The 14040-nt window shown below is 55.5% G+C and carries 8 protein-coding genes and 1 pseudogene; 1 reads left to right on the top strand and 8 read right to left on the bottom strand.

Features of this window, described 5'->3' with window-relative positions:
* The 7 genes and pseudogenes from C7M51_RS12710 to rlmD all read right to left on the bottom strand — a co-directional run bounded on the left by C7M51_RS12710 (position 1) and on the right by rlmD (position 10075).
* Positions 1–1308 (bottom strand): NAD(P)/FAD-dependent oxidoreductase, encoded by a 1308-nt coding sequence (locus tag C7M51_RS12710; RefSeq protein WP_160622123.1) that lies wholly within the window; start codon positions 1306–1308, stop codon positions 1–3.
* 63 nt (positions 1309–1371) lie between these two features.
* Complete coding sequence (gene queE, locus C7M51_RS12715; RefSeq protein WP_160622124.1) at positions 1372–2043, bottom strand: 7-carboxy-7-deazaguanine synthase QueE; 672 nt, start codon at positions 2041–2043, stop codon at positions 1372–1374.
* A 176-nt stretch (positions 2044–2219) separates the two neighbouring features.
* Positions 2220–3500, bottom strand: a pseudogene (gene eno / locus C7M51_RS12720) (phosphopyruvate hydratase); the annotation flags it as partial.
* Between the two features lie 76 nt (positions 3501–3576).
* Entirely contained in the window at positions 3577–5214 is a 1638-nt protein-coding gene (pyrG, locus tag C7M51_RS12725; RefSeq protein WP_141176541.1) for a glutamine hydrolyzing CTP synthase, read from the bottom strand.
* 420 nt (positions 5215–5634) lie between these two features.
* Positions 5635–6432 (bottom strand): nucleoside triphosphate pyrophosphohydrolase, encoded by a 798-nt coding sequence (gene mazG, locus C7M51_RS12730; protein WP_160622125.1) that lies wholly within the window; start codon positions 6430–6432, stop codon positions 5635–5637.
* Between the two features lie 66 nt (positions 6433–6498).
* Positions 6499–8730: a GTP diphosphokinase gene (gene relA / locus C7M51_RS12735; protein WP_160622126.1), complete on the bottom strand. Its 2232-nt coding sequence runs from the start codon at positions 8728–8730 to the stop codon at positions 6499–6501.
* A gap of 28 nt (positions 8731–8758) precedes the next feature.
* Positions 8759–10075 (bottom strand): 23S rRNA (uracil(1939)-C(5))-methyltransferase RlmD, encoded by a 1317-nt coding sequence (gene rlmD / locus C7M51_RS12740; protein ID WP_160623646.1) that lies wholly within the window; start codon positions 10073–10075, stop codon positions 8759–8761.
* A gap of 92 nt (positions 10076–10167) precedes the next feature.
* Between rlmD and barA the strand changes: the two genes are divergently transcribed.
* Positions 10168–12897 (top strand): two-component sensor histidine kinase BarA, encoded by a 2730-nt coding sequence (gene barA / locus C7M51_RS12745; RefSeq protein WP_160622127.1) that lies wholly within the window; start codon positions 10168–10170, stop codon positions 12895–12897.
* On the opposite strand, the gene C7M51_RS12750 is transcribed toward barA, so the two are convergent.
* Positions 12888–14036, bottom strand: a complete 1149-nt coding sequence (locus tag C7M51_RS12750) for a glycerate kinase (RefSeq protein WP_160622128.1) — start codon at positions 14034–14036, stop codon at positions 12888–12890. The genes barA and C7M51_RS12750 overlap by 10 nt on opposite strands.
* Positions 14037–14040: the final 4 nt, after the last annotated feature.

Consider the following 14040-nt stretch of genomic DNA (forward strand, 5'->3'; position numbering starts at 1 on the left):
TTAGCATTCCTTTCGTCCAAGCCAGCGCTCTTTTTGCAGCGCGGCTTCAATGGCGATATCCAGCACCGGCGAAGGGGGAAGCCAGTTGGCTTTGCCCAGCGACTGCATCTCAGCCAGTAGCGGATTATCCTCGCCGAAAATAAAATCTGCCAGTAGCTCTCCGGCGATCGTCTGCTTGGTAATGCCCGCGCCGTTACAGCCACCCGCCGTGTAGATAAAATTATTCACCTTGCCCCACAGCGGCGCGCCGTTGCGGGTGACGCTAATGGTGCCGGACCAGCAGTGGCTGAAGCTAACATCACTGAGCTGCGGATAGACTTTATTGAAGAACTGGTGATGTGAACGAATGGCCCGCTCGGTTTGGGCAGCGGTTACGCGTCCGCGCAGCGCTGGAACCACATACTGACGCAGCAGGAAGCGGCGATCTGCGGTCAACCTCAACGTAGCGCCCGCGATGGCGTTAACCGGCGTCAGGCCCCAGCTTTCCATCTGCGGCAGCCGCGCCAGCTGTTGTTCACTAAGCGGCGGCGTCAGGCTGGCGAAGGTTGCCATCGCTGCCTGGCGTCTGATTCCAGGTAATAGCTTCGCCGAGAGCGCATTGGTCGCTAACATCACTTTCGGTGCCCGTACCAGGCCCGTCGGCGTGTAGACCGTGGCGAGACGATCGCAGGTAATGTCCATGGCCGGACTATGATAGTAAAGGCTGACATTTTCCGGCAGCGTCTGCGCCAGGCCCGCCACCAGCAGCGCTGGATTAACCAGCACCGTATCCGGAGTAAAAATGCCCTGCTGATAAAACTGCGTTCCCAGCCGACTTTGCAGCGCTTCCGCATCCAGCCGCTGATAGCTTTCGCCCATCTGCTCCAGACTGGTGCAATAGTCCTGCAATATCCGCTCCTGCCCTACTGCCGCCTGGCAGTGATATTTACCGGCCTCTTCCCAGTCACAGGCGATATGGTGTTCATCCACCAGCGCTTTCAGGCGCGCCTTGCCCGCCTGCAATAGCTTACGCCAGGCATGGGCCTTTTGCAGTTCTGCGGTTGAGCTGCCGATATTGTGCGGAAGGCCGATGATAAAGCCGGAGTTTCTGCCGGAGGCGCCTTCATAAGCCGTACCGGCCTCCAGCACCACGATCTTCATTTCAGGATGAAGCGTTGCCAGCCGCCGGGCAAAAGCAAGACCGGCAAAACCGGCACCGATAACCACCCAGTCGGCATCAACGGCGGTGGTCAGTGCAGGAAACTGTGCAGGTTGTGGATGCTGGCTCAGCCAGCCGGATATATTCTGATTAATCGGTATCGCGTTCATAGCCCTTCCTTTGGTGAGGTTACTCCAGAACCGGAGTGTACCACCCGCAGGCAGGGGCGTTAATCAGGCGATATTAAGGTATTTATGCGTCTGCATTGAGAGACGCCAGTTGCGGGCGATACAGGTGGTAATGCAAAGCCGCGTGGCATCTTCTTTCTGGCTGATCGGCTGGAGCGCAACGATACGCGTTTTACTGTCCGTTAAACCGGCCAGCAGCGCATCCAACGCATCAATATCACGCTGGCGGGCAACCGGATGTTTAATCTCATCGGCACGCGTCAGCGCCTGCTCCAGCACGTCATAGCCGCCGCGCATGTTTACTTTAGGCGAGACCGTTACCCAGGTTTCTGACGTGCAGCGTACCGGATGGGTGCCGCTGGTTTCAATCTGGCAGCTGAAGCCCGCCTGCTGTAACGCACCGGTCAGCGGCGTGAGATCGTGAATGCAGGGTTCACCGCCGGTAATCACCACGTGGCGGGCGGTCCACTGCTGCTCAGCAATGGTACGCAGCAGCGCATCGGCATCGGCGGCACCCCAGGCATCGCCTTCCACCGTTTTAATCAGGATATCGCCCAGCGAGCTTTCCCGATCGGCCAGCTTGTCCCAGGTATGTTTGGTATCGCACCAGCTACAACCTACCGGGCAACCTTGCAGGCGGATAAAGATTGCCGGAACGCCGGTGTAATATCCTTCGCCCTGCAACGTCTGGAACATTTCATTAATCGGGTACTGCATGATGCTCTCGCGCTGGAAAATAAGGCCGCAGATTATGGCAGATGAAAGGAGGGACGCCAAATGTCACTGACTAAAAAGACACAAACTGAAAACAAAAAAGCCCCGTCGAAACGGGGCCTGCTGGCACAGCGACGAATCACTTCGCCGCTTAGCGGGTCAATTACTGACCTTTGATTTTCTTTACGACCGTTGAACGGCGCTTTAGCACCCAGCGCTTCTTCGATACGAATCAGCTGGTTGTATTTAGCAACGCGGTCAGAACGGCTCATAGAACCGGTTTTGATCTGGCCAGCCGCAGTACCTACCGCCAGGTCAGCGATGGTAGCGTCTTCGGTTTCGCCTGAACGGTGAGAGATAACGGCGGTGTAGCCAGCATCTTTCGCCATTTTGATTGCAGCCAGGGTTTCGCTCAGAGAACCAATCTGGTTGAATTTAATCAGGATGGAGTTAGCGATACCTTTTTCGATACCTTCTTTCAGGATTTTGGTGTTGGTTACGAACAGGTCGTCACCCACCAGCTGGATTTTGTCGCCCAGCACTTTGGTCTGGTAAGCAAAGCCTTCCCAGTCAGATTCGTCCAGGCCATCTTCGATGGAAACGATCGGATACTGTTTGGTCAGATCTTCCAGGAAGTGAGTGAACTCTTCAGAGGTGAACGCTTTGTTGCCTTCGCCAGCCAGCACGTATTTACCATCTTTGTAGAACTCAGAAGCCGCGCAGTCCATCGCCAGGGTGATGTCTTTGCCCAGCTCGTAGCCTGCTGCTTTAACTGCTTCAGCGATAACAGCCAGCGCTTCTGCGTTGGAACCCAGGTTCGGCGCGTAACCACCTTCGTCGCCCACAGCGGTGTTCATGCCTTTGCCTTTCAGCACTTTTGCCAGGTGATGGAAGACTTCAGAACCCATACGGATGGCTTCTTTAACGGTTTTCGCGCCAACCGGCTGAATCATAAATTCCTGGATGTCGACGTTGTTGTCGGCATGTTCACCACCGTTGATGATGTTCATCATCGGCAGCGGCATAGAGAATTTGCCCGGCGTACCATTCAGTTCAGCAATGTGCTCATACAGCGGCATGCCTTTCGCTGCGGCTGCAGCTTTGGCGTTAGCCAGAGAAACTGCCAGAATCGCGTTAGCACCGAAGTTAGATTTGTTTTCAGTACCGTCCAGGTCGATCATGATTTTATCGATGTTCGCCTGATCTTTGGCATCTTTGCCCAGAATGGCTTCAGCGATCGGACCGTTTACTGCCGCAACTGCTTTAGTGACGCCTTTGCCCAGGAAACGTGATTTGTCGCCGTCACGCAGTTCCAGCGCTTCGCGAGAACCGGTAGAAGCGCCTGACGGCGCAGCAGCCATACCGACAAAACCGCCTTCCAGATGAACTTCAGCTTCAACAGTCGGGTTACCACGTGAGTCGATGATTTCGCGACCGATGACTTTAACGATTTTGGACATTAGTTTTTCCTCAGTACAAGTTAAGCTAAAACTCAGACAAACAGCGCGCGGATCTGCGCGCACCGTTATGAAACTCTTACTTCACTTGATGCTTCTGGTACTCGCTTGCCGCCTTAACAAAGCCAGCAAAGAGCGGGTGACCATCACGCGGCGTTGAGGTAAATTCCGGATGGAACTGACACGCAACAAACCACGGGTGGTTCGGATTTTCAATAATTTCAACCAGCTGATTATCACCGGAGCGCCCTGCGATACGCAGACCGGCCGCTTCGATAGGTTTCAGCAGCATGTTGTTGACTTCGTAACGATGACGATGACGCTCAACAATGGTTTCGGAGCCGTAGAGCTGGCGTACCAGGCTGTTTTCCGTCAGCTGGCACTGCTGGCTACCGAGACGCATGGTGCCGCCCAGATCGCTCTGTTCGCTGCGTACTTCCACATTGCCGTTTTCATCACGCCATTCGGTGATTAACGCCACCACCGGATATTTACAGTCTGGCACAAATTCGGTGGAGTTGGCGTCCGCCATGCCGACAACGTTACGGGCAAATTCCATCAGCGCTACCTGCATTCCCAGGCAGATGCCGAGATAGGGAATGTTATTTTCACGTGCGTACTGAGCGGTCAAAATTTTGCCTTCAATACCGCGCGGGCCGAAGCCGCCTGGCACCAGAATCGCATCCAGGCCTTTTAATACTTCCACACCGCGAGATTCTACATCCTGCGAATCAATTAGCTTGATGTTTACCGTAACGCGATTTTTCAGGCCGCCATGCTTCAACGCTTCGATGACTGATTTGTACGCATCCGGCAGTTCAACATATTTACCCACCATACCGATGGTAACTTCACCGCCCGGATTAGCCTCTTCGTAGACGACCTGCTCCCATTCGGCGAGATTCGCTTCCGGCACGTTCAGGCTGAATCGTTTACAAATATAATCGTCCAGCCCCTGTGATTTCAACAGTGCAGGAATTTTATAGATAGAATCAACGTCTTTCAGCGAGATAACCGCTTTCTCCGGTACGTTACAGAACAGTGCAATTTTTGCGCGTTCGTTGGCCGGTACGGCACGATCGGATCGGCAGATCAGTACATCCGGCTGGATCCCGATAGAGAGCAGCTCTTTTACCGAGTGCTGAGTAGGCTTGGTTTTTACTTCACCCGCCGCGGCCATGTAGGGAACCAGCGTCAGATGCAGATAGAGAGTGTGTTCGCGTCCTACATCAACCGCCATCTGGCGGATAGCCTCAAGGAACGGCAGCGATTCGATGTCACCGACGGTACCGCCGATTTCCACCAGCACGACGTCATGGCCTTCGCCGCCTTCGATGATGCGTTCTTTGATGGCATTAGTGATGTGCGGAATGACCTGAATGGTCGCGCCAAGGTAGTCGCCACGACGTTCTTTGCGCAGCACCTCAGAATAGATGCGGCCAGTGGTAAAGTTATTGCGACGCGTCATTTTGGTACGAATGAAGCGTTCGTAGTGACCTAAATCGAGATCGGTTTCAGCGCCATCGTCGGTAACAAATACTTCACCGTGCTGAGTGGGGCTCATGGTACCCGGATCGACGTTGATGTACGGGTCCAGCTTCATGATGGTCACGTTCAGGCCACGCGCCTCAAGAATGGCTGCGAGGGAGGCTGCGGCAATGCCTTTACCCAGAGAGGATACGACCCCGCCGGTCACAAAAATATAGTTCGTTGTCATGCTGAACCTGAGAGTTGAGGTTTAAAGACGGTGGAATAACCAGGACGGGAAAACAGTATACCGGATTCACCTCCCCCCTACAATTGATCATTCTCCGCCGCCGCGACTGCTCGTGACGGCATACCTTAACGAAGCCGATCGCAAAAAGGGTTGATTTGCATCATGAGCGATACGCATTTTTCATCAAAAGCTGAAACGAGTAAGCGAAAAGCTGTTTTGCCGGGGTGATGTAATATTTTATGCTGGCAAATCACGGGCCAACGGCGGAACGGCATAAATCCGTCCTGGAGCCTCCGCGTCAGGGATGACGCGGAGGCTCCAGGGATGGATTGACGACGTCTTTACGTCGCGGCCTTTCTCCCGCTGACGGCAACGGAGCGGTTTTTCGAGGAGCGGTTTTTAAACCCAATAATCCCTAAATTACTTACCGGACGCCTTCTCACCGGCTTTCACCTGCTGCCAGGCGGCCTCCATCTGATCCAGTGACGCCTCGTTCATCGCCAACCCTTGCGCGGCAATAATCTGCTCAACCTGACGAAAACGACGCTCAAACTTCACGTTCGCCTTCTGCAAAGCCGTCTCCGCCCTGGTGCCCAAATGCCGCGCCAGATTCACAGTAGCGAACAGCAAATCGCCGACTTCCTCTTCCAGCCTGGCCTCATCGACTACCGCCTGCTGCGCCTCGTGCATCACCTCATCAATCTCTTCATGCACCTTATCCACCACCGGCCCCAGCGAGGTCCAGTCGAAACCGACATTATGACAGCGCTTCTGAATCTTCTGGGCGCGCATCAGCGCGGGCAGCGCATGCGGAATATCATCCAGCGCTGAATGCTGCGCCTTCTCCGCCCGCTCCTGCTGCTTAATGTCTTCCCAGTTACGCAGCGCCTCCTCGCTTCCCGCCACCTGCGCATCGGCAAAAATATGTGGATGACGCCGCTCCAGCTTATCGGCGATGCCGCGACAGATATCGTCGAAATTAAAACGCCCCTCCTCCTCTGCCATCCGGGCGTAAAACACCACCTGAAACAGCAGATCGCCTAACTCAGCACGCAAATCTTCATAATCCTCACGCTGGATGGCGTCGAGTACCTCATAGGTTTCTTCCAGCGTATAAGGGGCGATAGTGGCGTAAGTTTGCTGACGATCCCAGGGGCAGCCATGCTGCGGATCGCGCAGGTTCTGCATAATCGTCAGCAGACGGTCAAGAGCAGTCATAGTAAAACCTTAATGAAAATAAGCGGATACCGGCATGAACGTAACAGGCGCGTTCATGCCGGTCAATTAATGAAGACGCCGGGCGTCGATGATATCAGGCACCTGATTCAGACGCGCCAGCACGCGCCCCAGTACCTGCTGATTGTAAATCTCAATATCCATATCAATGGTTGCCAGCTGCTTACGCGTATCGCTGCGGCTCGATACGCCCAGAACATTAACCTTCTCATTGGCAAGAATGGTGGTAATGTCGCGCAGCAGCCCGCTGCGATCGTTAGCTGTCACGCGCACCACCAGCGAATATCCGCTGGAGTAACTCTCACCCCATACCGCATCAACAATACGCTCCGGCGCATGCGACATCAGTTCCGCCAGCTGATCGCAATCGGCACGATGGATAGAAATACCGCGCCCCTGGGTGATAAAGCCCACGATATCGTCGCCCGGAATCGGCTGACAGCAACGGGCAATATGGTGCATCAGATTACCTACGCCCTCGACCACCACACGCCCGCTCTCTTTACCAGAGCGCGGTGGCGTATGGGATTTTTGCGTTAGCTGACGCAGCGCCTCGCGATCTTCCTCCTCGGCGCTCGGCTTATTCAGCTTTGCCTGTAGAAAATTCACCATCTGATTAAGACGAATATCGCCGCCGCCGATCGCCGCCAGCAGCTCATCCAGCGTGGTCACGTTATAGCGCGGCAGCAGCAGCTTCTCTGCCTCTTTCAGGCTGATATCCAGATGGCTTAGCTCGTTATCGAGGATCTGACGCCCCGCCACGATATTCTTATCGCGATCCTGCTTGCGGAACCAGGCGTGGATCTTTGAGCGCCCGCGGCTGGTGGTCACATAGCCAAGATTGGGGTTCAGCCAGTCGCGGCTGGGGTTCGGCTGCTTCTGGGTAATAATCTCAATCTGATCGCCCATTTGCAGCTGATAGGTAAAGGGCACGATGCGCCCGCCGATTTTGGCACCGATACAGCGGTGACCAATATCGCTGTGAATATGATAGGCGAAATCAAGCGGCGTCGAACCAGCCGGAAGATCGACCACGTCGCCTTTTGGCGTAAACACGTAGACACGATCGTCAAAGACCTGACTGCGCACTTCCTCCAGCAGCTCACCGGTATCCGCCATCTCTTCCTGCCAGGCGATCAGCTTACGCAGCCAGGCAATGCGTTCCTCGTGTCCCTGAGCGCCGCGCGTCTGACCGCCGGAACCCTCTTTATATTTCCAGTGCGCGGCAACGCCCAGCTCCGCATCTTCATGCATCTGCCGCGTACGGATCTGTATCTCCACCGTTTTACCACCCGGCCCTAATACCACGGTATGGATCGACTGATAGCCGTTTGGTTTCGGGTTTGCTACGTAATCATCAAACTCATCCGGCAGATGGCGATAAAGCGTATGCACAATGCCCAGCGCGCCGTAGCAATCCTGCAGGCGCTCGGCAACTATACGCACCGCACGCACGTCAAACAACTCATCGAATGCCAGCGACTTCTTCTGCATCTTGCGCCAGATGCTGTAGATATGTTTTGGACGACCGTAAACTTCCGCCTTCACGCCTTCACGCGCCATTTCCGCCCGCAGGCTCTCGACGAAAGATTCAATATACTGTTCGCGATCGATGCGGCGCTCGTGCAGTAGCCGGGCAATGCGCTTGTATTCGTCAGGATGAAGATAGCGGAAGCAAAAATCCTCCAGCTCCCACTTCAGCTGACCGATACCGAGACGGTTAGCCAGCGGCGCATAGATATTGGTACATTCTTTGGCCGCCAGTACACGCTCATCTTCCGGCGCATCCTTCATCTCACGCAGATGGGCGATACGTTCTGCCAGCTTGATCACCACGCAGCGGAAATCTTCCACCATCGCCAGCAGCATCCGGCGGACGTTATCCACCTGCTCAGAGGCCATCGAATCGTTATGAATGGCTTTCAGCTGGCGGATGGCGTCCATATCGCGCACGCCATGCACCAGCGAAACGATCGCCTTGCCGAAGGTCTCTTCCAGCGTCTCTTCAGAAACCACATTGGCATCCGCCAGCGGGAACACCAGCGCGGCACGCAGAGTATCGTTATCCATACTGAGCATTGAGAGAATTTCCACCATCTCAATGCCGCGCCATAACAGCAGCGACTGCTCAGGATGCGACTGCGTGGCAGCCTCACAGTAGCGCCAGGTATCGGCCAGACGTTCACTTGATTGCGGATTAACGATCCCCAGGCTGGTGATCCATTGATCGAGCGCGAACTCGCCAGCCGTATTCAAATGTGCGCTTCTTACCGCAACCATAACCTCTCCTGGCAACCTGTAAAAATACTTACGTTTTACTGAATAACACCATGGATTCCAGGTGGCTCGTCTGCGGAAACATATCGAGCATCGCCACCCTTTCCAGGCGATAACCGGCTGACAGCAGCACCTGACTGTCCCGGGCAAGTGTAGTTGGGTTACAGGAAACATAGACCACGCGTTGTGGCGCAAGTTTAGCGATATGTTGCATTACGCCGCCCGCACCCGCACGCGCGGGGTCCAGTAACACCTTATCAAAACCGTGCGCCGCCCAGGGCTGACGCGTTACATCTTCTTCCAGGTTCTCATGAAAAAAAATGATGTTTTCCAGACCATTCAGCTGGGCATTATACGCACCTCGTGCAGTTAAAGCTGCTACGCCCTCCACACCCACAACATTTGTTGCAATTTTTGCAGCCGGAAGCGTGAAATTGCCCATGCCGCAAAAGAGATCGAGCAGGCGATCCTGCGGCTGTAAATCGAGCCATTCCAGCGCTTTCGCCACCATTTTCTGGTTTACCGCGTCGTTAACCTGAATAAAATCGCGCGGGTTAAAGGTTAACGTAAGCTGATGGGAAAGATAATAGGGTTGCTCACCGCTTACCTGTTCCGTCCGATCGCTGTCTGGTGCCAGAAACAGCGCCAGACCGTGCTGATGCGAAAACTGTTCCAGTTTTTGCCGATCTGCGGCGCTTAGCGGATCGAGGTGGCGCAGCACCATCAGCGGGCCGTTATCTGCCCGCACCAGCTCAACGTGCCCCAGCCGCCGTACCGCCTGTAGTGATGAAAGGCAATCCCTTAACGGCACCAGCAACTTTTCCAGTTCAGGCTGCAAAATGGGGCAACAGTCGATCGAAACCAGGTCGTTAGAGGCAACTTTACGAAACCCCATCTGCAAGGTTTGCGTTTTTGCCTGATATTGCAGGCCGAGACGAGCGCGGCGGCGATAGCCATAGGCGCTGTCGCCAATAATTTCATCCACCGTGGTTTGCTGCCCGGTTTCACGCGTCAGCAGATGAGCCAGCGCGTTGGCCTTGCTCTGCTGTTGTAGCGCCTGAGAGGCATGCTGCTGCTGGCAGCCGCCACAGGTGGTAAACCAGGGGCAGCGCGGCGTCACCCGCTCCGGGCTGGGCTGCAAAATACGCTGCGCCCGTCCGCGAGCGAACTGCCGTTTATCCTCCTGCAATACCACTTCTACCTGCTCGCCCGGCAGCGCACCGCTGACGAACAGCGTTTTGCCCTGATGACGTGCCACACCCTGCCCGAAGGCATCAAGTTCGTGAATAGTGACGGTTATTGTCTGCCGGGTCGTCACACGCCGTTTTGCAGAGTAGAATTGCGCCATAGTGGAATAAGATCTCTGAATAATTGCTACGCGAAGTGACGCCTGCTTTGCCGCATCACCGCCCGTAGGGAATTGTCTCATACCGGACTATCATGACCAAATACAGCCTGCGGGCAAGGATGATGATTTTAATACTGGCACCGACCCTGATGATTGGTCTGCTGCTCAGTACATTTTTTGTAGTGCATCGCTATAATGAGCTACAGCGACAGCTGGTGGATGCGGGCGCGAATATTATCGAGCCGCTGGCCGTTTCCAGTGAATACGGCATGACCTTCCACAGTCGCGAATCGGTACGGCAGCTGGTCAGCCTGCTGCATCGTCGTCATTCCGATATCGTGCGCGCCATTACGGTATTTGACGATAAAAATCAGATTTTCGTTACCTCCAACTATAACCTTAATCAAAACCAACTGCGCCTGCCCGATGGCACCAGCCTGCCAAGCCTGACGATGATTGAGCGCCACGGCAATGCGATGGTGCTGCGCACGCCGGTAGTTTCTGAAAGCTACTATCCCGATGAATCACCGGGGCGAGATGCCAAGCCAACCGGCAATCCGCTGGGCTATGTGGCGATCGAGCTGGATTTACAGTCGGTCAGACTACAGCAATATAAAGAGATCTTTGTTTCCACCCTGCTGCTGCTGTTCTGTCTCTGCATCGCCATGATGTTCGCCTATCGGCTGATGCGCGATGTCACCGGGCCGATCCGCAATATGGTCAGCACCGTAGATCGCATTCGTCGTGGTCAGCTCGACAGCCGGGTGGAGGGCTATATGCTGGGTGAGCTGGATATGCTGAAAAACGGCATCAACGCCATGGCGATGTCGTTAACCGCCTACCACGAAGAGATGCAGCAAAATATCGATCAGGCGACCTCCGATCTGCGCGAAACGCTGGAGCAAATGGAGATCCAAAACGTCGAGCTGGATCTGGCGAAACGACGCGCTCAGGAAGCGGCGCGCATCAAGTCCGAGTTCCTCGCCAATATGTCGCACGAGCTACGTACCCCGCTTAACGGCGTTATCGGCTTTACGCGCCAGACGCTGAAAACGCCGCTCACCTCTACCCAGCGCGACTATCTGCATACCATTGAGCGCTCAGCTAATAATCTGCTCAGCATCATTAATGACGTGCTCGATTTCTCCAAGCTGGAGGCGGGCAAGCTGGTGCTGGAGTCAACGCCTTTCCCGCTGCGCGCCACGCTGGATGAAACCCTGGTCCTGCTGGCCCCTTCGGCCCACGATAAAGGGCTGGAGCTGACCATCAACGTTCAGAGTGAAGTACCGGACAATGTGATTGGCGATCCGCTACGTTTACAGCAGATACTGACCAACCTGATCGGCAACGCGGTGAAGTTTACCGAACGCGGCAATATCGATATTCGCGTTGAAAAACGCAGCCTGAGCAACAACAGCGTCGAACTGGAAGTTCAGGTACATGACAGCGGTATTGGTATTGCGGAACGGCAGCAGTCGCAGCTGTTCCAGGCATTCCGTCAGGCCGACGCCAGCATTTCGCGTCGCCACGGCGGCACCGGGCTTGGCCTGGTGATTACGCAAAAACTGGTCAACGAAATGGGCGGCGAAATTGCCTTTCACAGCCGCCTGAATCAGGGATCGACCTTCTGGTTCCACGTCAGCCTGTCGCTAAACCCTAACGCTGCCAGCGATCCGCGCGCGCTGGACGATCTGCGCGGTAAGCGGCTCGCCTATGTTGAAGCTAATCCGGCGGCGGCGCAGGCGGCGCTGGATATGCTGAGCACCACGCCATTGCAGGTCAGCTACAGCCTGACGCTGGAAGGGTTGACGGAACCACGCTATGACATACTGCTGGTGGGGCTGCCTGTCAGCCAGCGCGCCGAGAGCATTACTTCGCAGGCGTTTATCAACAGCCTGACCGCGCGCGCCGACTGCGTAATCATGGCGCTACCCAGCCAGATATTGCTGCAGGCGGAACAGCTAAAAAGTAACGGCATCGACGCCTGCCTGTGCAAACCGGTCACCCGTACACGGCTTATCCCGATTATGCTCGATCTGCATGCACGCAAGCTGTATGACCTGCCCGCTCGTGCCCGTCTGCCGCTCACGGTGATGGCGGTGGATGATAATCCTGCCAATCTGAAACTGATCGGCGCACTGCTGGAAGAACAGGTAGAAAATATCGTGCTGTGTGACAGCGGTGAAAAAGCTATAGCGCTGGCGAAGCAGCAGGCGCTGGATATCATCCTGATGGATATTCAGATGCCGGAAATCGATGGCATCCGCGCCAGCGAACTGATTCGCGAACTGCCCGAGCACGTAAATACGCCGATTATCGCCGTCACCGCCCACACCATTGACGGTGAACGTGAACGTTTAATTAAAGCAGGCATGAATGATTACCTCGCCAAGCCGATTGATGAGGTCAAACTAAGCCATTTGCTGGCGCGTTACTCCTCTCCGCTCCAGCAGCCAACGCTGGAGGCACCGGTGATTTCTCCCTCTCTAGACTGGCAGCTGGCGCTGCACCAGGCCGCTAATAAACCTGAACTGGCGCGCGATCTGCTGCAAATGCTGCTCGATTTCCTGCCGGAAGTGCGTGAACAGGTGGAACAGAGCCTGGCGGAAAATCGTCAGCACGGACTGCGGGAAATTATTCATAAGCTGCACGGCAGCGCCAGCTACAGCGGCGTCCCACGCATGAAGCAACTTTGCCGGCAAATTGAACAGAGCCTGCGGCTAAGTGGCGATGTCGCCTCGCTGGAGCCGGAGCTGTTAGAACTGCTGGATGAGATGGAGAATGTGGCGCAGGAAGCGCGCCACATATTGAGTCAGGCCTGATCGAGCATCCGGCCAATTTTTAAGGTGGCGGCGATATTACGCGCCGTCATACGCACGTTTTGCGCAGCGTTATCCAGCGCCTCTTCCAGCGTACAGATAGAGTAGATAACGCTGTAAACCGCATCCAGCCCGTGCTGATGCACAATGCCTACATCTGCGGTCAAACTACCGGCAATGCCGATCACCGGTTTGTTGTAGCGTTTCGCTACCTTCGCTACACCGATCGGCACTTTACCGTGTACGGTTTGGCTATCGATACGCCCTTCGCCGGTAATCACCAGCGCAGCATCCCTGACCAGCGCATCCAGGCCCAGCGCCTCGGTAACGATTTCAATACCGCGACGCAGTTCTGCCCGGCAGAAAGCGTGCAGCGCCGCGCCCATACCACCTGCCGCACCGCCGCCGGGAACATGCAGGACATCAATATCCAGATCGCGCTGGATAATCGCTGCGTAGTGTTCCAGCGCCGCATCGAGACGCGTCACCAGTTCAGGCGTCGCCCCTTTCTGTGGGCCGAATACGGCAGAAGCACCCTCTTTTCCGGTAAGCGGGTTAGTCACATCGCAGGCCACTTCAAAGCGACACTGCTGCAAACGTGCATCTAACGTGCTGATATCAATACGCGCCAGCTGCGCCAGTGCGCCGCCGCCATAACCAATCTGCTCGCCGTCTTTATTGAGCAGTTGCGCGCCTAAAGCCTGCATCATGCCAGCGCCACCGTCGTTGGTTGCGCTGCCGCCGATGCCGATAATAAAACGTTGAACGCCGCGATCCAGCGCGTTGCGGATCAACTCGCCGGTTCCCCACGAGGTGGTTACCAGCGGATCGCGCTGCGCCGACGGCACCAGCTCCAGCCCGCTGGCCGCAGCCATTTCAATAAACGCGCAGCTCTCATCGCCGGACAAGCCGTAAAACGCCTCTACCGGTTCGCCCAGCGGCCCGGTGACGGTTAGCCTGACGATTTTTCCCTGCGTCGCCGCCACCATCGCCTCCACGGTCCCTTCACCGCCATCTGCCACCGGCAGCTTGACGTACTGGGCATCGGGGAAGATCGCACGAAAGCCGTTTTCAATCTCCGAAGCGACCTGCAGGGCGGATAAACTTTCTTTATACGAATCCGGTGCAATAACGATTTTCATAAAT

This window comes from Mixta intestinalis, assembly GCF_009914055.1.
GTDB classification, from domain to species: domain Bacteria; phylum Pseudomonadota; class Gammaproteobacteria; order Enterobacterales; family Enterobacteriaceae; genus Mixta; species Mixta intestinalis.